Source organism: Methylobacterium sp. WL119 (assembly GCF_008039875.1).
Lineage (GTDB): Bacteria > Pseudomonadota > Alphaproteobacteria > Rhizobiales > Beijerinckiaceae > Methylobacterium.
In genome coordinates, this window is the sequence record NZ_VRUU01000018.1 from 1 (window position 1) to 20,518 (window position 20,518).

Here is a 20,518-nt window from a genome sequence, read left to right on the forward strand (position 1 = left end):
TGCGGGTGCGCACGATGACCCTGCCCGACAGCTACCAGGACCACGACAGCCCGGACAAGATGTACGCCGAAGCCGGCCTCGACGCCGCCAGCATCGTCCGGAAGGTCGAGGACATCCTCCCCGAGCGGAAGGCCCGCCCGAGCAACGTCGTCAGCGTCGGGCGCCGCCCGCGCTGAGCGCCGGTCGGCCGTCGATCAGTCCGTCTCGCCCTGGATCGCGCGGCGCTGGCGGTCGAGCTCGTCGCTGTAGCGCTTCAAGGTGTGGCTCTCCGTGAGCATGCCGATGACCTGCCGGTCGCGGATCGAGTCGACCACGGCGAGCGCCTCGCTCTCGGTGCGGTCGAAGGCCGCCGAGGCTTCCTTGGCGTTCAGCTCGGGCGTCAGGATGTCGTCGGGGTGGCGCAGCACGTCGGCGAGCGTCGCCGGCGTCTCGCTCGCGTCGCGCGCGGCGGCATGGGCCTCGGGCACCAGGACGATGCCGGCGTAGCGGCCTGCCTCGTCCACCACGATCACCCGCGAGGGCGATCCGAGCGGGTGCGCCCGCAGGAAGGTCGCCATCGGCGTATCGAGGGGGATGGTGCGCACGTCCTTGCGCATCAGCCGACCGACCGTCAGGCTGCGGATCCAGCCGACGTCGTGGGCGCTGCGGATGCTCTCGCCGCGCAGGTGGAAGCGCCAGGTGGCGAAGGAATAGCCGAAGGTCTTCCGCACGGTGAGCGACGAGGCGATCACCGCGACGAGGACGAGGCCGGTGATCGGCAGGCTGCCGGTCACTTCCAGCGCCAGGAACGTCATGGTGAGCGGGCCGCCGATGACGGCGACCGCGAGCGCGCTCATGCCGATCACCGCATAGGCGAGCGGCGTCAGCCCGAAGGCGGCGAGCCCCGGGATCACCGCCGGCGCGACCATCGCGAACAGCTTGCCGGCGAGCGCACCGAGGAACAGCGAGGCGAAGAACAGGCCTCCGCGGAACCCCGACCCGATCGAGATCGCCGAGGCCGTCGCCTTGCCGACGAACAGCAGAACGAGCGCCGCCGTGCCGTAGCCCTCGGCCCCGTCCGCGAAGTGGACGTGGAGAGCGCCGTGCCCGCCGGACAGCACCTGCGGGCCGATCGCGAGCGCCAGCGCGCCGACGCAGAGGCCCCCGAGCGCGGGTCCGGCCACCCGCGGGATCCGCGTCGCCGCCACGCCCTGCTCGACCAGCGTGACGCCGCGCATGATCAGGATGCCGAGGCCGGCGCAGAACAGGCCGAGGACGAGGCTCGGCAGGGTGTCGGCGCCGGTCACCGCGGCCGTCGTCACCGCCTGGACGTTGTCGAGGGCGACCAGAGGCTGGGCCGCGACCAGGCTCCGCGAGACCAGGCTGCCGCACAAGGCGGCCACCACCACCGGCGTCAGCGTCGCGATCGAGTAGGTGCCGATGATCAGCTCGAAGGCGTAGAACGCGCCGGTCAGCGGCGCCCCGAAGGCGGCGGCGATCGCCGCGGCCGATCCGCAGCCGACCAGCGTGCGCAGGTCGTTGCGCCGCATCTCGAAGGCGATGCCGAGGCGCGAGGCGAGGCCGCCGCAGATCTGCGTATAGCCCGCCTCGAGCCCGACCGAGGCGCCGCTTCCGTTCGAGATGACGTTCTGCATGGCCACGTAGACGCTGTCGCGCAGCGACATCCGGCCGCCATGGAGCGCGTTGGCCTCGATCGGATCGATCACCGGCCGCCTCCGCCGCCCGCGGATCGCGTTGGCTGCGAGGATCACGAGGCCGAGCAGGATGCCGCCGAGGCAGGGGCCGACGAGAAGGGCGAGCGGCGTCACGGCGTCGGCCGCGCTGAGGCGGGTCCCGTGCGGCAGGCGGTACAGCGCCTCGCGAAGGCCCTGCGTCGCGACGTTCATCCCCGCCACCGCCGCGCCGGCGACGCATCCAGTCAGGCCGGAGAGCACCACGAGCCCGACCTCGCTGCGGCGGACGAGGACGCGGAGCCGGCCGGGCGCCTGGACCAGGGTCGCGCGGTCCCAGCAGCGGCGCGGGGTCTCGGCGGTCTGGCTCATCGCGGCGCGGGCATGGGACGACAGGTCACGCCCGATCCTTACGGGTTCGCGCACGCCTCCGTCCACAGGCGTAGGCGTGGTGTCGAACCCGCTTGAAATGCCGCCGCCGCCACGATACACCCCGCCGCAGTGCCGCCGTAGCTCAGTTGGTTAGAGCGCTTGATTGTGGATCAAGAGGTCCCCCGTTCGAGCCGGGGCGGTGGTACCATCGATTTCGACGGGCGATGCGAGGGGTTGGCGAAGCGCCGGCCCCTTTTTCGTTTGTGGAGGATCGGGTCCGCACTCCCCCCGCCCCTTGCTCAAGCCCGACTGCGCTTTCGCAGACGAAGCTTCGAGCCGCATCCGCGAGGGTGCGGCCGCGGGGGTCACACCACGCCGGCGCGGAGCAGGTCGTGGATGTGCAGGATGCCGGCGGGGCGGCCGGCTTCGACCACGAAGATCGCCGTGATGCGCTTGCGGTTCATCACCTCCAGGGCGGCGCTCGCCAGGAGGTCGGCCTCGACCACCACCGGGGCGGCCGTCATCACCTGCTGAACGGTGGTGTCGAGGATCGCCGGGCCCATGTGGCGGCGCAGGTCGCCGTCGGTGACGATGCCGATCAGGTGCCCGTCCGCGTCGACGACGCCGACGCAACCGTAGCGGCGCCGGGTGATCTCGATCAGGACGTCGGACATCACCATCGCGTCGGGCACGAGCGGCACCTCGTCGCCGGTGTGCATGAGCTGGCGCACGGTCTTCAGGCGTGCGGCGAGGGTCCCGCCGGGATGGAGCGTCTTGAAGCGCGCCGAGGTGAAGCCGCGCTGCTCGACGAGCGCCACCGCGATGGCGTCGCCGAGCGCCAGCTGGATCAGGCTCGAGGTGGTGGGCGCGAGGTCGTGGGGGCAGGATTCGCGCACCTTCGGCAGGGCGAGCAGCACGTCCGCCGCGCGGCCGAGCGTGCTGTCGGCGTTGCAGGTGATCGCGATCAAGGGGATCGAGAAGCGGCGCGAGAAGCTGACGAGGTCGCCGAGCTCCACCGTCTCGCCCGACCACGATAGTGCGACGATCACGTCGTCGGCGGCGATCATGCCGAGGTCGCCGTGGCTCGCCTCGGTGGGGTGGACGAAGAAGGCGTGCGTGCCGGTGGAGGCCAGCGTCGCGGCGAGCTTGCGCCCGACATGGCCGCTCTTGCCGATGCCGCAGACGATGACGCGGCCCTTCACCGACAGGATGGTCTCGACCGCCCGCTCGAACGCGACGCCGAGGTCGCCGTCCAGAAGCGCGATGACCTCATCGAGCGCCGACATGCCGAGGCGGAGGCTGCGCACCGCGATGGCGCGCGGATCGCCCTCGCCTGCGGCGACCGCATGAAGGCGCGGCGACGCCGCTTTGGGGGGTTTCTGCGCGATCGGGAACGCGGTGACGTGCGACATGGGGCATCCGCATAGGATCCCGGCATCGAGAACGCGCACCGGGCAGGCTGGAACGGCATCGTGCCCGGTCGTCGGGCGACGCTACGCCTAGGTTCGGGCCGTGGTTTAAATGTGACGGCGCGATGTCGCAGCGGGCCGGCACGGGGGGCCGTCAGCGCGGCACCAGGTGGAAGTCCGGTGCGTGCTCGGGCTGGGTCGTCACGACGGCCGCCGGCAGCACCGGGCGGCCATCGGCGAGCGAGATCCTGAACCGGCCGACGATGCGGGCGAGCGCCAGCACCGCCTCGGTCAGGGCGAAATGCGCGCCGATGCAGACCCGCGGGCCGACGCCGAAGGGGAGATAGGCGTAGCGCGGGATCGCCGGGGCGCCGGGCAGGAAGCGGCCCGGATCGAAGGCGTGCGGGTCGTCCCATACGCGGCGGTGCCGGTGCAGCACCCAGGGCGAGATCATCACGATGTCGCCGGCCGCGATCTCCACGCCGGCGACGCGGTCGGCTTCGAGCGCGCGTCGCACGATGACGAAGGCCGGCGGATAGAGCCGCATCGTCTCGTCGATCACCGCGCGGGTCAGCGGCAGGCGCCCGTCCTGGGCGCAGCCGGCCGGGGCGGCGAGGTCCGCGCCCTGCACCTCGCGCGCCACCTGCTCCTGCAGCTCGGGCGCCAGCGCCAGCATGTAGGCGGCCCAGAACAGCAGCACCGCGGTGGTCTCGTGCCCGGCCAGGATCATGGTCGCGACCTGGTCGCGGACCTCGGCGTAGCTGAAGGCCGCCCCGGTCTCGGGATTGCGGGCGGCCATCAGCAGGTCGAGCAGGTCGCGATGGGTGCGCGGGGTCCCGTCGGCGGCCCGCGCTTCGATGATCTGGCCGAGGAAGGGCGTCCAGCGCTTCCGGAACCGGGCGCGCGGAAAGTCGAGGGGCGCCCGCCAGGTCGGCGGCATCAGGATGTCGAGGAGGTGGGGCCGGCCGAGGCGCTCGGAATACTCGGCGATGAAGCCGCGCAGCGCGTCCCCATGCCGATCCATCGCCACCGAGAACATGCTGCGCCCGGCGATCTCCAGGGCCAGCCGGTGAAGGGCAGCGAACAGGGCGACGGGGCCGCGCGCGGCGGCGACGTCGAACTCGCCGAGCGCGTCGCCGATCGCGCGGTCGATCAGCGGGACGAGGCCGTCGATCGCCTTCGGGGTGAAGGCCGGTGCCAGCGAGCGTCGCTGGTGGCGCCAGGATGCGCCTTCGCTGATCAGGACGCCGTCGCCGAGGATCGGGCGCAGGATCCGCACGGAACCGGCGGTGCGGGCATAGTTCGCCTGGTTGTCGACGAGCACCCGGCGGATCGCATCCGGATCGCTCAGGGTGAAGCTCGACCGCCCGAGCAGGCTGCGGCGGGTGATCAGATCGTCGTAGGCTCGGCGCGGCCAGCCGACGAGGGCGTTGGTGCGCAACGCGCCGAGATAGGAGAGGATCGGCGGCTCGCGCTCCGGCGGAACCCGGAACGGCGGCACGATCCGCGACGTCGCGGCGCGCGCGCCATCGGAGGCCTGCGCCGCCGTAGAGTCGAGAACCGTCGTCATGTCCGTCCTCCGCCGATGGCGACGCGCCCCGGTCCACCGTCCGCGACCCGTTCGCCGGGGCCGATCCCTCGCGAGGGATCTGTCGCCGACATCGGGTCTTCGGGCGCCGTTCTACACGTTCGCAGCCGCCGGCGTGAGGCCGGCAAACCGCCTCACGCGGCGATGAACAGGCCGGCGATGGCCGCGCTCGTCAGGTTCGACAGGGTGCCCGCGAGGATGGCGCGCAGGCCGTAGCGGGCGATCTCGGACCGGCGCTCGGGCACGAGGCTGGAGAAGCTCGCGAGCTGGATCGCGATCGACGACAGGTTGGCGAAGCCGCAGAGCGCGAAGCAGACGATCGCCTGGCTGCGTGGATCGAGGGTGCCGCCCTTCAGCACCGGCGAGAGGTTGGCGTAGGCGAAGAACTCGTTGAAGGCGAGCTTCTGCCCGATCGCGCCGCCGACCAGCGTCGCGTGCTCCCACGGCACGCCGAGGAGCCAGGCGAGCGGTGCGAGCGCGAACCCGAGGATGCCCTGAATCGAGGCCGCCGGATATCCGGCGAGGCCGCCCAGGTAGCAGACGATGCCGTCGGCGAGCGCGATCAGGCCGACGAAGGCGATCAGCATCGCGCCGACCGCGACGGCGACGGCGAGCCCCTTCTGCGTGCCGTCGGCCGCGGCCTCGATCAGGTTGGCCGCGCGCGTCTCGACGAACTCGACCCGGGTGGTGGCGATCCGCGTCGGCTCGGTCGAGGGCACCAGCAGCTTGGCGAAGAGCAGCCCGCCGGGGATCGCCATCAGCGAGGCGGCGAGCAGGTAGGTCATCGGCACGCCGAGCGCCGCGTAGCCGGCCAGGATCGAGCCCGCGGTGGAGGCGGCGCCGCTCGTCATCACCGCGAACAGCTCGGCCCCGGTCAGCAGCGCGAGGAACGGGCGCAGCGCCACCGCGATCTCGCTCTGCCCGATGGCGATGGTGATCACCGCCGAGAACGACTCGATCGGGCTGGTACCGACCAGCCTGCGCAGGCCGGCGCCGACGATGCGGGCGGCGGCCTGCATGATCCCGAGGTGATACAGCACGCCGATCAGCGCCGAGACGTAGAGGATCTGCGGCAGCACCCGAAGCGCCAGGATGAAGCCGCTGCCGCCGAACAGCTCGAACATCCGCGGCTCGACGAGGCCGCCGAACAGGAATGCGGTGCCGCGGTCGCCGTAACCGAGCACGGTCTGGACGAAGCCGGCCGCGGCAGAGAGGCCGGACTGGCCGGACGGGACGAACAGGATCAGCGCGCCGAGGCCGACCTGTAGACCGAGCGCGGCGAGCACCACGCGGGGCCGGATCGCACGCCGGTTCGTCGAGAGCAGGACGGCGACGGCGAGCAGCAGAAGGATGCTGAGGCCGGCATGCAGGAGGCGGTCGAACATCGGATCTCGGAACTCGGCTGGCTGATCGGGACGGCCATGGAAGCTTCGGGCCAAGCTTTTCCCGGCGCGATCGACACGCGGTCGTTTCCCCGCGGGTGCTGGATCGATCCCGGATCGGAACGTGACCCCGGCTGTTCATCGCCGGGGCCCGGACCATATCGTGCCGGGCGCCGTCCCGTGGCCCAATCGAAGATCCGGAGCAGACGACATCATGGCGAGCCTGCGTGCGCATCTCGCGTCCTACATGGTCAGGCGCAACGTCCGGAACCGCCTCGGCGCGTTGGACGACGTGGGCAAGATCCGGGCGGTCTTCGGCGGCCGGACGTTCCCGGATCCGTCCGGCGCGACCTACGAGGCCGGCGCCGTCGGCGGGATACCCGGCGAATGGGTCAGGCCGGTCCGCCCCGAGGGACCGGAGCGGCGGCTGCTCTACCTGCACGGCGGCGGCTTCGTCGCCTGCTCGCCGAAATCGCATCGCCCGGTGACGGGCGCGCTGGCCGAGCGCGGCTTCACGATCTTCGCCGCCGATTACCGGCTCGCACCGGAGCACCCGTTTCCGGCCGGCGTCGAGGATGCGTGCGCGGCCTGGAACGCCCTCGCCGCGCTCGGCCCGGCGGCGATCGCCGGCGATTCCGCCGGCGGCAACCTGGCGCTCGTCGCGATGCTGGCGGCCCGCGACCGCGGGCTGCCTCTTCCGACGGCCGCCGCCCTGTTCTCGCCGGTCACCGACTTCCTCGCCGAGGACGGCTCGCGCGTCAGCAATGCCCGGCGCGACGCGATGTTCGACCCGCGGGCGCTGATCAACCTCGGGCCGATGTATCTCGGCGGGGCCGATCCCGCCGACCCGCGGATCTCGCCGCTCTTCGCGGATCTCGCCGGCCTGCCGCCGCTGCTGTTCCACGTCGGCGAGCGGGAGGTGCTGCGCGACGATTCGGTGCGGATGGCCGAGAAGGCGCGGGCGGCCGGCGTCACCGTGTCCCTGACGGTGTTCCCGGTGGTCGCCCATGTCTGGCAGTTCGCGCACAGCATGTTGCCGGAGGCGCGCCGCTCCCTCGATGCGGCGGCGGAGTTCCTGCGGAGCCACCAGTAGCTCCAGCAAGACGCCGGCCCGCGCCGCGACCGCCTCCGTTGCGACGGAACGGGCTGCGGCGATCGGCCGTTGAGAGGTCAAGCTGCGCCGCCCGGCGGCGCCCATCGCGCGGAGAGAACCATGAGCTTGATCGGACGCATCGTCACGAAGCTTCTCGGGAACGAGGATCGCCAGGTCGTTCGCGACGACCGCAACGCGAGCTCCGCCTCGCCGATCGGGCGCCTCGTGACCAAGATCCTCGGCAAGTAGCCGGCACCCCGCTCGGGCGGGCACGGATCGACGGGCGGCGTGGGTCACGCCGCCATCAAACGCGCAGAACTGACGGGTAGGAGATGACCATGGTCGATACGGATCGCATCGTCGGCGGTGCCAAGGAGCTTGGCGGGAAGATGCAGGGTGCGGCTGGCGACTTCGTCGGGTCCAACCGCGACTCGGCGGAAGGCCGCCTTCGCGAGGCCGGCGGCAAGACGCAGGAGGCCTACGGTCAGGCCAAGGACACCGTGCGCAACGTCGCCGACGAGGCCGGCGACCGCGCCCAGGAGGCCTATGGGCAGGCCAAGGACGCCTACGGGCAGGCACGCAGCAAGCTGCGCGACGTCGCCGACAACGTCACGGACTACGCCTCGGACGCCTACGACCGCCGCGGCGACTACCTGCGCGACGGCCGCCAGGCGGTCAGCTCGCGGGTCGAGGAGAATCCGCTGATCGCGCTGGTGCTCGCCGGCGCCGTCGGTTACGGCCTCGCCCTGCTGCTGCACGGGCGCCGCTAAACGCAGCCCGCGTTTTAAAATCCTGCGCCATCGAAGCACCCCGCCGGTTGACCGGCGGGGTGCTTTCGCCTGCGGGCTACTGCGCCGTCCAGCCGCCATCCATGGCGATGTTGGTGCCGGTGATCTGGCTGGCAGCGTCCGAGCACAGGAACAGGGCGAGCGCGGCGACCTGGTCGACGGTGACGAACTCCTTCGTCGGTTGCGCCTTCAGCAGCACCTCGTCGATCACCTGCTCCTTGGTCAGCCCACGCGCCTTCATCGTATCGGGGATCTGCGCCTCGACGAGCGGCGTCCAGACGTAGCCGGGCGAGATGCAGTTCACCGTGATCTTGTGCGTGGCAAGCTCCAGCCCCGCGGTCTTGGTCAGGCCGGCGATGCCGTGCTTGGCCGCGACGTAGGCCGACTTGTACGGCGAGGCGACCAGCGAGTGGGCCGAGGCGGTGTTGATGATCCGCCCCCAGCCGCGCGCCTTCATCCCCGGGATCGCCGCCTGCATCGCGTAGAAGGCCGAGGACAGGTTGATCGCGATGATCTGCTCCCACTTCGCGCCCGGGAACTCCTCGATCGCCGACACGAACTGGATGCCGGCGTTGTTGACGAGCACGTCGACGGAGCCGAAGCGGGCTTCCGCCTCGCGCACCATCTCGCCGATCTCGGTCGGCTTCGTCATGTCGGCGGCCGAATGATGCGCCCGCACGCCGAACTCGGATTCGATCCCGGCGCGCGCCGTCTCGATCGCGTCGGCCTCCCCGAAGCCGTTCAGCACCACGTTCGCCCCGTCCCGCGCCAGGGCTCGTGCGATGCACAGCCCGATCCCGCTGGTCGAGCCGGTGACGATCGCGGTCTTGGATTTCAGGGTCATGCGGAACTCCGGGATGGCGACGAAACGGCTAAGAAAGCCTGCCCGATGCACCGCCGGTTGTCGACGCATCCGGGTCACGGACGGATCAGGGCGTCACCTCGGCGACGCCGGTCTCGGCCTCGAAGGCGCTGGCGAGGTAGGCGCGCACGAAGCCGGGCATCGCCGGCTCGATGTCGGCGGCCTCGCGCACCGCCACGATCCCGGCGAGCTCGGGCTCGTCCTCGCCCAGCGCGTGGATCTCCATGCGTTCGATCAGGGCGGCGGCGTCCTCGGCGAAGCGGACGGGCCGCAGGAAGGCGAGCTGGCCCTCGCCGCGCAGGCAGACCCAGTCCTCGGTCGCCCCGTCGGGCACCCGGAGGCCGGTCTCCTCCAGAAGCTCGCGCGCGGCGCTCCCCGAGAAGTCGACCGCCTCGCCGCGCACGTCGTCGAGGTCCGGCGTGCCGCAGGGAAAGTAGATCTGCCCGGCATTGGCCGTATGCACGCCCATCCGCCCGAGCAGGACCGCGCCGTCGGCGCTCCACGGCACGATCGCCGCGAAGGCGTTGGCGACGTGCCCGTCCGGCGATCCGCCGTCGCGATAGGCCAGGAAGCGGGAATACGGCGTCTCGAACAGGTCCAGGCGACAGCTGTCGCCGTCGATCGCGCAGCCGCAGGCCACCAGCACCGGCCCGTCGAACAGAGCGGGCTGCGCCGCCCGCCGCCGCATCCAGTTCTGCTCGATGCGCTCGGCGTTGTCGCGCGCCCAGGCCCAATCGTAGGTCACCAGCCGGGCTTCGAGGCGCGCGAGGCGGACGACCTCGAAACCGTACGGCCGTGAGTCCGGCGTCGCCGCATCAGACATGGAGCACGCCTTCCGACACGATCACCGCCGCCCCGCCGATCTCGACCGAGCGCAGGCCGCCGGCCTGGACCACGACCTGCAGCGCGATCGCGCTCGGGCGGCCCATCGCGACGCCTTGCGTGATCGCGACGTCGTGCGTGCCGTCGCCGAGCGGCTCGAACTGCATCAGCACGCCGGCGAAGGCGGCGGCCGCGGAGCCCGTCGCCGGGTCCTCGGCCACGCCGAGGGCGGGGGCGAACATCCGGGCCTGGAAGGCGAGACCGATCTCCGCCGTGTCCGGCGCGTAGAGCAGGAAGCCGTCCGAGGTGTCGGCCAGCGTGCCCGGTCGCGCCGCGTCGAGACGGTCCGGCGAGGCGACCGGAACGAAGGTGAAGCTCGGGCCGACGCCGTGCCGGCTCGGCCGGTGCCGCCCGAAGCCGATATCATCGGGCGCCAGCCCGAACGCGGCCGCGAGAGCGGCGGCGTCGGCAGCCTCGCCGAGGTAGTCCGGCAGGATCGGGAGCCTGAAGCGGGCCCGGCCCCCTCCGTCGCCTGTTTCGACCACGCAGGGGATCGTGCCGACCGCCTCCTCGAGGCCGAACGCGACGGCGTCGGCCCACTCGGGCCGCGCCTCGCGCAGTACCAGCAGGATTGCGGTGCCGATGGTCGGATGCCCGGCGAAGGGCAGCTCGCGGGTCGGCGTGAAGATGCGGAGCCTCGCCCGGTGCCGTGGCTCGTCCGGCGGCATCACGAACACCGTCTCCGACAGGTTGAACTCCCGGGCGATCGCTTGCATCGCCCCGTCGACGAGCCCGTCGGCCTCGAGCACCACGGCGAGCGGGTTGCCGGAAAGGGCCTGCGTCGTGAACACGTCCAGGGTGACGAAGCGGCGCGGCATCCAGAGGTTCCTTCTCTCGCTCTCAGACCGTCTCCACCGGAAACGTCTCGGTCGGCGCCACGAACTCGTCCTGCGCCGCCACGGTGAGGATCTCGCGCGAGCCCTCCGCCAGCGTGCGCCGCAGGACGCCGTAGACCGAGGCCGCCGCCATGCCGAGCGCCAGCGCCGCCGAGCCGGTGCGGGCGTAGTGGACGAGGAACAGCGCGGCGATGCAATCGCCTGCTCCGTTCACCGACAGGTCGAGGCGGGGCGTGCGCACCCGCCAGAACGTGCCGCCCTCCCCGGCCAGCAGGTCGATGGCGTCGGGCGGGGTCGCGTCGGTGACGAGCGAGGTGACGAGCACCACCCGCGGTCCGCGTTCCTGCAGGGCGGCGACCGCGCGCTTGGCCTGCGCCAACGTGCCGGTCGGCAGGCCGGTGAGCAGGTCGAGCTCGAACTGGTTCGGCGTCACGATGTCGGCGGCGGGCACCGCGCGCTCAGCCATGAACTCGGCGATGCCGGGGCGGACGTAGACGCCGCGGCCGGTGTCGCCGATCACCGGGTCGCAGGCGTAGAGCGCCCGGGCGTTCTCGGTCCGCACCGCATCGACCGCGCCGAGGATCGCGGTGCCGATGTCGGCCGAGCCCATGTACCCGGACAGGACGCCGTCGCAGGTGCCGAGCACCCCGCGCTCGCGGATGCCGGCCACCAGATCCTCGACCGCCGGCCCGTCGAAGACGCGTCCGCGCCAGGCCCCGTAGCCGGTGTGGTTGGAGAACTGCACCGTGTGGATCGGCCAGACCTCGACCCCGAGCCGCTGCATCGGAAACACCGCGGAGGCGTTGCCGACATGGCCGTAGGCGACGTGAGACTGGATCGACAGGATGTTCATCGCGATCTCCCCGGCCCGCGTGGCCTCCGCGGCGTGTTACCGGCTTTCGGCATCCCGCGCACCCGGCACCCCCCATCCTCGACAAGGCGGACCATGGATTTCGAATCGCTGCGCGTCTCCGCCCTCGCCTTCGTCGAGGCGCACCGAGCGTGGACGCCGCTGATCGTCGGCGCGTTGGCCTTCTGCGAATCCATCGCCTTCCTGTCGCTGCTGGTGCCGGCCACCGTGATCCTGATCGGCATCGGCGCGATGATCGGGGCGACCGACATCGCGTTCTGGCCGGTGGTGACCGCGGCGGCCGTCGGCGCGGCCCTCGGCGATTGGCTCTCCTACGAGTTCGGCCGGTCCTACGGCGAGGGCGCCAAGCGCCTGTGGCCGATGCGGCGCTACCCCGAGATGGTCGCCAAGGGCGAGGTCTTCCTGAAGCGCTGGGGCGCGGCGGCGGTGGCGCTCGGGCGGTTCTTCGGGCCCGCCCGCGCGGTGGTGCCGCTGATCGCCGGCATGTTCGGGGTCGCCCGGCTGCCGTTCCAGGTGGCCAACGTCCTCTCGGCCCTCGTCTGGGCCTTCGTGCTTCTGGCACCGGGTGCCGGGCTGCTGGCGTGGTTCCAGGGCTGATGCGACGGTTTCCGCCCGAGCGCATCGTCTGCCTCACCGAGGAGACCGTCGAGACGCTGTACCTGCTCGGCCAGGAGCGCCGCATCGTCGGGGTGTCGGGCTATGCCGTGCGTCCGCCGCGGGTCCGGCGCGAGAAGCCGCGCGTGTCGGCCTTCACCAGCGCGGACCTGCCGAAGATCCTCGCGCTCGAGCCGGATCTCGTCCTCGCCTTCTCCGATCTCCAGGCGAACATCGCTGCCGACCTCGCCCGGGCCGGGATCGCCGTGCACCTGTTCAACCAGCGCGACGTCGCCGGCTGCCTCGCGATGATCCGCACGCTCGGCGCCCTCGTCGGCGTGCCGGACCGGGCCGACGCCCTGGCGCAGGGTTATGCCGACGCGTTGGCACGGGCGGCCGCCGAGGTCGCGGGCCGTCGGCGGCCCCGCGTCTATTTCGAGGAATGGGACGAGCCGATGATCTCCGGCATCGGCTGGGTCTCGGAGCTGATCGGCCACGCCGGCGGCGACGACGTGTTTCCCGACCGCGCCCGGATGGCCGCCGCCGTCGACCGGATCGTCGCGCCCGAGGCCGTGATCGCGGCGGCGCCCGACGTCATCCTGGCCTCGTGGTGCGGGAAGAAGGTCAACGTCGCGCGCATCGCATCCCGCTCGGGATGGGCGGCGATCCCGGCGGTGCGGGACGGCCGCATCCACGAGATCAAGTCGCCGTTGATCCTGCAGCCCGGCCCGGCCGCGCTCACGGACGGGTTCGCCGCGATCCGCGCGGCGCTGGCAGGATCGCTCGCGTGATCTCCGGCCGCAGGTGACAAGCGCTGTCCGGGCTTGGCAAGATGCGCCGTCCCGATTCGGCACAGGCCGCCACACGAGAGACGATGTCGTCAGCCCTCGCCCATGCTCTTCCGGCCGAAGCCCGCACGGTCGACGCCGCGCCGGACCTGATCCTGCCGCCCGACCGGCGCCAGTCGCCGACGGCGCTGAGGATCCAGCGCGGGGTGCGCCGCCTGTTCTCCGAGATGGGCTGCGCCACCCTGCCCGAGTTCTCGCTGGTCAACGGGCGGCGCGCCGACGTGATCGCCCTGTGCGGCGCCGGGCGCCTGACCATCGTGGAGATCAAGTCGAGCGTGGCGGACTTCCGCGCCGACCGGAAATGGCCCGACTACCGCGACTTCTGCGACCGCTTCTTCTTCGCGATCCCGGACACGGTGCCGGAATCGCTGATCCCGGACGAATGCGGCCTGATCGTCGCCGACGCCTTCGGCGGGCTGGTGATCCGCGAGGCGCCCGAGCACCCGCTCTCCGGCCCGCGCCGCAAGGCCGTGACGCTGCGCTTCGCCCACAGCGCCGCGCGGGTCTTGCACAGCCTCGCCGATCCGGGCGCGATCCGCGACGGCGCGCTCTGAAAGCCTGGTCGTCATGCCCGGAAACACGGCGTGCTGATCGACCGTCGGACCGGCGCCGCTTCGCTTTCGCCGGCGCGGCGCGGCGGCTAAGCTGTCCCGCGGTCATCGCGGCCGCCGCTCCGGCCGCTGCGGTATGGGTTTCGATGCGCGCACTGATCGGGATCGTCACGGCACTTCTGCTCGCTGCGCCGGCCGCGGCTCAGACGGTCACCAAGATCGGGCTGTCAGCGCCGCTCACCGGGCCGGACGCCGCCTTCGGCCAGGGCATGCGGCTCGGCGCCGAGCAGGCCGTCGCCGACCTCAACCGCGCGGCCGGCGCGTCCGGCCGCAAGCTCGCGCTGGTGGTCGCGGACGATGCCGGCGACGCGAAGCAGGGCGTCGCGGTCGCCAGGCGCTTCGCCGCGGACGGCATCCGCCTCGTGGTCGGGCCGCTTGAATCCTCGGTCGCGGCCGCCACCGCCGCGATCTACGACGATGCCGGCATCGTCGTGGTCACGCCGGGGGCGTCCTGGGCCGCGCTGACGCGCCGGGGCCACGCGACCCTGTTCCGCATCGTCGCCGGCGACGCGCAGCAGGGCGAGGCCGCCGGCCGCTACCTGCTCGCGCACGAAGCGGGGCGCCGCGTCGCCATCGTCCACGACCGAACCACCTTCGGCCGCGGCCTTGCGGACGCGGTCTCCGCGACGCTCAAGGCCGCCGGCAGGCCCGAGGTCGCGTTCGAGAGCCTGCCGCGCGGCAGCCGGGACGCTGCGGACCTCGCCGCGACGCTGAAGGCCGCCCGCGTCGATGCGGTCTACTTCGGCGGGCTGGCGCCGGAGGCGTCGACGCTCGCGCACGCGATGCGCGACGCCGGATCGACCGCCCGGCTGGTGGCGAGCGACGGCATCCTCGACCGGGACTTCGCGACGCTCGCGTCGTCCGCCGGCGAGGGGACGGTGATGACCGTCCCGGCCGAGCCGGCGCGGCTTCCCGAGGTCAAGGGCCGCCCGCCCCGCACCGCGGAAGCCGATGCGCTCGCCGGGCCGACCTATGCGGCGGTCGAGGTGCTGGCGCAGGCGGTCGACCGGGCGAAGTCTCGGGACGGGCGCACGGTCGCCGCAGCACTCCGGGGGGCGCCCTTCCGCACGATCCAGGGCGAAATCGCCTTCGATGCGCAGGGCGACCCCAGCTCGGGTGCCGTAGCCCTCAAGGTCTGGAAGCGTGCGCCGGACGGCCGGCTCGATTACGCGGGCAACGAGACGGCGCCGTAGGATCAACCGTTTCGCACAGGAATCGTCCGGGAACGGCGCTTTTTGTGTCGACGCCGCCGTGGTCGCGAGGCAGCGAAGCTTGCTTGCGTGGCAGGAGGCCCCTACATCGTGCCCGACGCTCGATGGCTTGGCGCCTCCGGATACGGACCCGCCGCCGCCGCGTTCATCGAATTGCCGTGACGAAAGATCGTGCGCCGGAACGCCTGCTTCCAGACGGTCCGACTGGAGAGGGTGAATGGCGAAAGAAGAATTGATGCAGTTCGACGGTCTCGTTCTCGAGATCCTGCCGGATGCGCGCTACCGGGTGCAGCTCGACCAGGGCCACGAGATCGTCGCCTACACCGCCGGCAAGATGAAGAAGAACCGCATCAAGACGCTGGCCGGCGACCGCGTCACCGTCGAGATGTCGCCCTACGACCTCGAGAAGGGCCGCCTCGTGTTCCGTCACAAGGACGAGCGCTCGGCCGGCCCGCGTCCGCCGGTGCGCGGCGGCCAGTTCCGCCGCCGCTGAGCGGCCGGCGATTCCCACGCCTCCCCGGACCGTCGCGGCCTATCCCCTCCTGACGTTGACCGCCCTGCTCTGGGCGGGCAACGCGGTGGCGGGGAAGTGGGCGCCGGGCCACGTCTCGCCGCAAGCGATCACGTCGCTGCGCTGGGCCGTGGTCTGCGTTGTGCTGTGGCTGTTCGCCCGGCGCCGCATCGCGCCCGATTGGCCGGGCATGCGTGGCTATTGGCGGCTCGTCCTCCTGATGGGCGGCCTTGGCTACACGGCGTTCAACAGCCTGTTCTACGCCGCCGGGGCCTACACCAGCGCGATCAACCTCGCCCTGTTCCAGGGCTCGATCCCCGTTCTGGTGATTCTGATGAACTACGGTCTCTATCGGACCCGGGTCACGTCCGGCCAAGCGATCGGCGTGCTCGTGACCCTCCTCGGCGCGGCGGTGGCCGCGACGCACGGCGACTGGCACGTGCTCGCCACCCTCGGCTTCAATCGCGGCGACGTGCTGATCTTCATCGCCTGCCTGTTCTATGCCGGCTACACCATCGCCCTGCCGCACCGCCCGGCCATTTCCGGGCTGAGCTTCTTCGCGGCGATGGCGCTGATGGCCTTCGTCACCTCCCTGCCGCTTCTGGCGATCGAGGCGGCGTCCGGCCGGGTGATCTGGCCGGGGATCGAGGGCTGGGCGATCGTGGTGTTCGTCGCGCTCGGGCCGTCGCTGGCCGCGCAGCTGTTCTTCATGCGCGGTGTCGAGCTGATCGGGCCGAACCGGGCCGGCCTGTTCGTCAATCTCGTGCCGATCTTCGGCGCCGGGCTCGCCGTGCTCGTGGTCGGCGAGCCCTTCGGCACCAATGAGGCCGTCGCGCTGGCCCTGGTGCTCGGCGGCATCTTCTGCGCGGAACGGCTCGGGCGCGGCCCAGGCCCGGCCATCGTCGAGCCCGCCGCGCCGCGGGACCGGCCGAGACCTTGAGCGCGGCCGGTGCTGCTACCGGCCGCGGATCGATCGCTTATTCGCAGACGCGGACGCGGCGGATGAACACGTCGCCGTAGGCGTCGATCGTCCGGCGGCGCTCGAAGTGGCAGACCGGGCCGTAATCTTCCTCGACGTAGACCGGGCGCGGGGCGCGGTAGACCGGCTGGCCAGGATAGTAGCCGTTCTGCGAGGAGGCGATCGCGCCGCCGACGGCGAGGCCGCCGAGCACGCCGAGCGCGGCTGCGCCGCCGGCGCCGATGCCGTCACGGGCTTCAGCCGCGGGTGCTGCGGCGACGAGGCTCCCGGCGAGGAGAGCAACGGAAAGAATTCGGATCATGGTTCGTCCCCTCGGGATCTGTCGTGGTCGCAATGTCCGGCCAGTTCGTAAACGAAATGCGAACGCCGAAGGCTTCGAAGTCCATCGCACGATCACGTTCGTGTTGGGCCGCGGATCGCAACACAGATCAGCGTGCTTTGAGGCAAATCTTCGACGTCCGATCGACGCTGTCGCTCACAGCCGCGCGAGACGCAACGCCAGCGGCCAGCGTACGGTGCGGCGGTGCTCGGCCGGCCCCCACGACGCGGCGAGCGCATCCTGGAACGCGTCGACCGGCGCCCGGCCGACCGCCGTCTCGAGCCCCCGCAGCGCCGACCATGTCTCGACGTAGCCCACAAGGTCGGGAAGACGCCACGCGACGGTGATCGCGAGGTCCGGCGCGACGAACTCCGCGAAGGGGAACGGCAGCGAGCGGTATCCCTCTTCGACGTGCCTGCGCTCCGGCGGCCAGTACGGTCCGGCGACGTTGCGGTAGAAATTCTGCACCACCGCGTCGGGTGCGCCCTCGACGTGGAGGATGCCGTAGCTGACGAGCGCCAGCACGGCGCCCGGGCGGGCGACGCGGCGGACCTTCGCGTAGAAGGCGTCGAGGTCGAGCCAATGGGCGGCCTGCGCCACGGTGATCAGATCGACGCTCGCCGACGGCAGGCCGCTCCGCTCGGCCGCCCCGATCCGGTACGCGACGCGGGGATGCGGCGTCGCGTTCGCGATCTGCGCGGCGCTGGCATCGGTGGCGACGACGGCCTCGAAATGCTCAGCGAGCCGCGTCGAGAGCTGGCCGGTGCCGCAGGCGCAATCGAGCGCGCGGTCTCGACCGGGCGCGCATTCGGCGAGGAACGCGGCGAGCGCCGGCGGATAGGTCGGCCTGTGCGCGGCGTAGCCGGCCGCATGGGACGAGAAATGATCCTTGAAGGCCGGGTCCATCGTCGTCGCCCTGTCGATTGCGTGCCGCGGGGCGAGCGTAGCGCCGCCGTCGCGTTCGCTGAAGCCGGTGCTTGACGGCGCCGGCCATTCCGGCTGCAACCGGCGCAAGCAGCATCGGAGCGAAACGAATGGCGACACGAGGCTTCGTCGGCCGGCGCAGTCCGGAAGAGACGCAGAAGCGGCTGCCTCCCGGGCAGCATCGCGTCGAGGATTTCCCGATCCTCCAGATCGGGCCGAACCCGGTGATCGATCTCGCCACCTGGCGCTTCACGCTGCGGGACGGCGCAAAGCCGTTGAAATCCTGGGACTGGGACGCGTTCCAGGCGTTGCCCCGCACCACGTGGCAGGGCGACATCCACTGCGTCACCAAGTGGTCGAAGTTCGACACCGGCTGGGAGGGCGTGAGCTTCGACGACCTCCTCGCCGATGCCGGGATCGCGGCCCCGACCGATTTCCTGCTCGCCGAGGGCTACGACGACTATTCGACCAACGTCCCCGTCGCCGACCTCGTCGGCGGGCGCGCGATGATCGCGACGCATTACGACGGGGCGCCGATCGAGCCGGACCATGGCGGCCCGGCCCGCCTGCTCGTGCCGCACCTCTACCTGTGGAAGAGCGCGAAGTGGGTGAAGGGCCTGCGCTTCACCAAGAAGGACGAGGCCGGTTTCTGGGAGATGCGCGGCTACCACATGTACGGCGACCCGTGGCGCGACCAGCGCTACACCGGTGACTGAGGCCCCCGATCTCCGCTGGCGCGAGGGCGTGATCACGGCGATCGCGCCGGTCACCGCGCGGGTGAAGAGCTTTCGCCTGCGCACCAAGATCGCCGACGCCTACCGGCCGGGCCAGCACGTCGACGTGCGCCTCACCGCCGAGGATGGCTACCGGGCGCAGCGCAGCTACTCGATCGCCTCGGCGCCGGACGGCTCGGGGACGATCGAGCTGATGATCGAGGGGCTGGAGGGCGGCGAGGTCTCGAGCTTCTTCCACGAGATCGCCGAGGTCGGCGACGCAATCGAGCTGCGCGGGCCGATCGGCGGCTCGTTTTCCTGGGGGCCGGCCGATGGCGGGCCGCTGCTGCTCGTCGGCGGCGGCTCCGGCGTGGTGCCGCTGCTCGCCATGCTGCGCCACCGCGCGGTCGCAGCACCCGAGATCCCGGCGCTGCTGCTCTATTCGGCCCGGACGCGGAGCGACGCCGTCGCGCTCGCCGAGATCGAGGCGCGTGCCGGCGCCGAGCCGGGCCTGTCGCTGACATTCACCGCGACGCGTGAAGGCGGACGCCGGATCGACGCGGCGATGGTCGCCGAAGCCCTCGACAGGCTCGGCCAGCCGGCCCGGGTCTTCGTCTGCGGCGCCACGCCGTTCGTCCGTACGGCCGCGACGCTGCTTGTCGAGGCGGGCGTTGCGCCGGGCCTGATCCGCACGGAGCGGTTCGGCGGCTAGGGTCTTGTGCGCAGTGGCGGCCGGTGCGCGCGAGACGGATGCGACCTCGCGATGCTCCGGGATTCAGGAGCGGACGATCTGGCTGCGCCGTTTGATGTCGGGGCTCAATGCGCCGCAGGTCGGCAGGCTTTCCACCGGGCCGTGCACCGCCGAGGTCGTCGCCGAGAGGTCGTGGTAGCACACGCAGCCCTCGGCGAAGTAGTGGTGCACCAGCGCCTTGCGCGACCGGCTCACGTCGTTGCGCGGCGAGCCGCCGTGCAGGAGGTTGGCGTGCCAGAACAGCACGTCGCCCTTCTTCGCGAGGAAGCGCTGCGGCGCGATGCCGTGCTCGGCGATCGTGTGCTTGATCGCCGGCTCGTAGCGCTCGGCGTAGGCCGCGTAGCCCTTCTCGCGGAAATCCTCCGTCGAGATGCCGACATCGTGGCTGAACACGTAAGGCAGCCGGTGGCTGCCGGGATAATAGACCAGCGGACCCGAATCCGCGTGGATGTCCTCCATCGCGACCCAGCAGGCGGCGAGGTAGCCGAGCGGGTAGGTCGTCATGTGGATCGAATCCGAGTGCTCGGATTGCTGGCTGCCCTTGTGCGAGGCGATGGTCTGGAACGGGATCGCCCGCCGTCCGAGCACCATGCTGCTGAAGTTGAACAGCACCGGATGCTCGAGCAGGTGATCGAGTTCCTCGACCTTCAGGTGCGGGTTGAGGTAGCGGCCGGGATGGGGGTCGTCGTCGGTCGCCTTCTCCGGCGCGAGCGTGATGTCGCCTCGCGCGATCGCGGCCTCGTAGGCGGCCCAGGCCGCGTCGATCGTGTCGGGATCGACCGCGCCGCGGGCGACGTAATACCCGTTCTCGACCCAGAAGCGGCACATCTCGGCCTGCTTCGGGGTCAGCTCCCCGCGCGCCAGCCGCCGCTCGATCGTCTCGGCGGCATCGGGCTGGTCGAGCCACGGGGTCGGCCCGGATTCGGGAAAATTCTCCGAACGGAACACCTTGATGCAGCCGATGTCGACCGGGATGTCGGCATCGACGACGTTGGGCGCTCCCGGCCGCGAGACGGGAAGGATCGCGGGTTTCTCGTTCCGTCCGAGCGCGAGGCCTCGGGCCGCGTTCGCCCAGGTCTTCACCGTGTCCGCTACGCCCGCACGCGCCATCACTCCGCTCCGCCGTTGAAAACCACTCGCCCCGACGTGCAATCCGACATCCGATTCGGGTCATACTGAGGCCGTCGGCCGACGGATATCGTCCGTTGCCGCCCCGGGAAAGCGGCTTGGAGGAACGGCAATCCTGCCTTCATCGGTCGATCGACGAAGCCGGGACGCCGGACGCCCCGGCTGCGATCCGTTGG

General features: G+C 71.6%; 22 protein-coding genes and 1 tRNA gene. 12 read left to right on the forward strand and 11 right to left on the reverse strand.

Going from position 1 to position 20,518, the window contains the following annotated elements; genetic code table 11:
* Positions 1-194: 194 nt before the first annotated feature.
* The gene (locus FV227_RS09645; RefSeq protein WP_147858845.1) at positions 195-2,042 is read right to left on the reverse strand and encodes a chloride channel protein; all 1,848 of its coding nucleotides are present in this window, start codon (positions 2,040-2,042) and stop codon (positions 195-197) included.
* 131 nt (positions 2,043-2,173) lie between these two features.
* Here FV227_RS09645 and FV227_RS09650 point away from each other — a divergent pair.
* Positions 2,174-2,250, forward strand: a tRNA-His gene (locus tag FV227_RS09650).
* Between the two features lie 157 nt (positions 2,251-2,407).
* Here the strand turns inward: FV227_RS09650 and FV227_RS09655 are convergent.
* The 3 genes from FV227_RS09655 to FV227_RS09665 all read right to left on the reverse strand — a co-directional run bounded on the left by FV227_RS09655 (position 2,408) and on the right by FV227_RS09665 (position 6,424).
* The gene (locus FV227_RS09655) at positions 2,408-3,454 is read right to left on the reverse strand and encodes a KpsF/GutQ family sugar-phosphate isomerase (RefSeq protein ID WP_147858820.1); all 1,047 of its coding nucleotides are present in this window, start codon (positions 3,452-3,454) and stop codon (positions 2,408-2,410) included.
* A gap of 151 nt (positions 3,455-3,605) precedes the next feature.
* A complete protein-coding gene (locus FV227_RS09660) occupies positions 3,606-5,021 on the reverse strand; it encodes a cytochrome P450 (RefSeq protein ID WP_147858821.1) in 1,416 nt (471 codons plus the stop codon).
* Between the two features lie 152 nt (positions 5,022-5,173).
* Positions 5,174-6,424 (reverse strand): nucleoside transporter C-terminal domain-containing protein, encoded by a 1,251-nt coding sequence (locus tag FV227_RS09665; RefSeq protein ID WP_147858822.1) that lies wholly within the window; start codon positions 6,422-6,424, stop codon positions 5,174-5,176.
* A gap of 211 nt (positions 6,425-6,635) precedes the next feature.
* Here FV227_RS09665 and FV227_RS09670 point away from each other — a divergent pair, with 211 nt between their 5' ends.
* The 3 genes from FV227_RS09670 (at position 6,636) to FV227_RS09680 (ending at position 8,284) form a co-directional block, all read left to right on the forward strand.
* The gene (locus tag FV227_RS09670; protein ID WP_147858823.1) at positions 6,636-7,514 is read left to right on the forward strand and encodes an alpha/beta hydrolase; all 879 of its coding nucleotides are present in this window, start codon (positions 6,636-6,638) and stop codon (positions 7,512-7,514) included.
* A gap of 120 nt (positions 7,515-7,634) precedes the next feature.
* The gene (locus FV227_RS09675; RefSeq protein WP_147726177.1) at positions 7,635-7,763 is read left to right on the forward strand and encodes a TFIIS helical bundle-like domain containing protein; all 129 of its coding nucleotides are present in this window, start codon (positions 7,635-7,637) and stop codon (positions 7,761-7,763) included.
* 89 nt (positions 7,764-7,852) lie between these two features.
* The gene (locus FV227_RS09680; protein WP_147858824.1) at positions 7,853-8,284 is read left to right on the forward strand and encodes a CsbD family protein; all 432 of its coding nucleotides are present in this window, start codon (positions 7,853-7,855) and stop codon (positions 8,282-8,284) included.
* 76 nt (positions 8,285-8,360) lie between these two features.
* Here the strand turns inward: FV227_RS09680 and FV227_RS09685 are convergent, their stop codons facing one another.
* The 4 genes from FV227_RS09685 to pdxY all read right to left on the reverse strand — a co-directional run bounded on the left by FV227_RS09685 (position 8,361) and on the right by pdxY (position 11,735).
* Positions 8,361-9,146: a 3-hydroxybutyrate dehydrogenase gene (locus tag FV227_RS09685; RefSeq protein WP_147726179.1), complete on the reverse strand. Its 786-nt coding sequence runs from the start codon at positions 9,144-9,146 to the stop codon at positions 8,361-8,363.
* Positions 9,147-9,231: 85 nt separating this feature from the next.
* The gene (locus FV227_RS09690; protein WP_147858825.1) at positions 9,232-9,987 is read right to left on the reverse strand and encodes an NUDIX hydrolase; all 756 of its coding nucleotides are present in this window, start codon (positions 9,985-9,987) and stop codon (positions 9,232-9,234) included.
* Positions 9,980-10,864 carry a PhzF family phenazine biosynthesis protein gene (locus tag FV227_RS09695; RefSeq protein ID WP_147858826.1) on the reverse strand — a complete coding sequence of 295 codons (885 nt, stop codon included), beginning with the start codon at positions 10,862-10,864 and terminating at the stop codon, positions 9,980-9,982. The genes FV227_RS09690 and FV227_RS09695 overlap by 8 nt, the downstream gene beginning before the upstream one ends.
* Positions 10,865-10,886: 22 nt before the next feature.
* Positions 10,887-11,735 carry a pyridoxal kinase PdxY gene (pdxY, locus tag FV227_RS09700; RefSeq protein ID WP_147841039.1) on the reverse strand — a complete coding sequence of 283 codons (849 nt, stop codon included), beginning with the start codon at positions 11,733-11,735 and terminating at the stop codon, positions 10,887-10,889.
* Positions 11,736-11,828: 93 nt separating this feature from the next.
* Here pdxY and FV227_RS09705 point away from each other — a divergent pair, with 93 nt between their 5' ends.
* The 6 genes from FV227_RS09705 to FV227_RS09730 all read left to right on the forward strand — a co-directional run bounded on the left by FV227_RS09705 (position 11,829) and on the right by FV227_RS09730 (position 16,468).
* Positions 11,829-12,350 carry a DedA family protein gene (locus FV227_RS09705; RefSeq protein ID WP_147858827.1) on the forward strand — a complete coding sequence of 174 codons (522 nt, stop codon included), beginning with the start codon at positions 11,829-11,831 and terminating at the stop codon, positions 12,348-12,350.
* Positions 12,350-13,138 (forward strand): cobalamin-binding protein, encoded by a 789-nt coding sequence (locus FV227_RS09710; protein ID WP_147726184.1) that lies wholly within the window; start codon positions 12,350-12,352, stop codon positions 13,136-13,138. Before FV227_RS09705 ends, FV227_RS09710 begins: the two co-directional genes overlap by 1 nt.
* Before the next feature lie 83 nt (positions 13,139-13,221).
* Positions 13,222-13,749, forward strand: a complete 528-nt coding sequence (locus tag FV227_RS09715; protein ID WP_147858828.1) for an MmcB family DNA repair protein — start codon at positions 13,222-13,224, stop codon at positions 13,747-13,749.
* Between the two features lie 143 nt (positions 13,750-13,892).
* Positions 13,893-14,999, forward strand: coding sequence for a branched-chain amino acid ABC transporter substrate-binding protein (locus FV227_RS09720; protein ID WP_147726186.1), 1,107 nt, complete (start codon positions 13,893-13,895; stop codon positions 14,997-14,999).
* Positions 15,000-15,234: 235 nt separating this feature from the next.
* Positions 15,235-15,510 carry a translation initiation factor IF-1 gene (gene infA / locus FV227_RS09725; protein WP_147025743.1) on the forward strand — a complete coding sequence of 92 codons (276 nt, stop codon included), beginning with the start codon at positions 15,235-15,237 and terminating at the stop codon, positions 15,508-15,510.
* A gap of 55 nt (positions 15,511-15,565) precedes the next feature.
* Positions 15,566-16,468, forward strand: a complete 903-nt coding sequence (locus FV227_RS09730) for a DMT family transporter (RefSeq protein ID WP_246686451.1) — start codon at positions 15,566-15,568, stop codon at positions 16,466-16,468.
* Positions 16,469-16,505: 37 nt separating this feature from the next.
* Here the strand turns inward: FV227_RS09730 and FV227_RS09735 are convergent, their stop codons facing one another.
* Entirely contained in the window at positions 16,506-16,808 is a 303-nt protein-coding gene (locus FV227_RS09735) for a hypothetical protein (RefSeq protein ID WP_147726188.1), read from the reverse strand.
* 174 nt (positions 16,809-16,982) lie between these two features.
* The gene (locus FV227_RS09740) at positions 16,983-17,732 is read right to left on the reverse strand and encodes a class I SAM-dependent methyltransferase (RefSeq protein WP_147858830.1); all 750 of its coding nucleotides are present in this window, start codon (positions 17,730-17,732) and stop codon (positions 16,983-16,985) included.
* A gap of 128 nt (positions 17,733-17,860) precedes the next feature.
* Between FV227_RS09740 and FV227_RS09745 the strand changes: the two genes are divergently transcribed.
* Positions 17,861-18,466, forward strand: coding sequence for a sulfite oxidase-like oxidoreductase (locus tag FV227_RS09745; protein ID WP_147858831.1), 606 nt, complete (start codon positions 17,861-17,863; stop codon positions 18,464-18,466).
* On the forward strand, positions 18,459-19,175 hold the full coding sequence (locus FV227_RS09750) for an FAD-binding oxidoreductase (RefSeq protein ID WP_147726191.1): 717 nt from the start codon (positions 18,459-18,461) through the stop codon (positions 19,173-19,175). The genes FV227_RS09745 and FV227_RS09750 overlap by 8 nt, the downstream gene beginning before the upstream one ends.
* A 63-nt stretch (positions 19,176-19,238) precedes the next feature.
* Here FV227_RS09750 and FV227_RS09755 read toward each other — a convergent pair whose 3' ends face one another.
* The gene (locus tag FV227_RS09755) at positions 19,239-20,324 is read right to left on the reverse strand and encodes a phytanoyl-CoA dioxygenase family protein (RefSeq protein WP_147726192.1); all 1,086 of its coding nucleotides are present in this window, start codon (positions 20,322-20,324) and stop codon (positions 19,239-19,241) included.
* Positions 20,325-20,518: the final 194 nt, after the last annotated feature.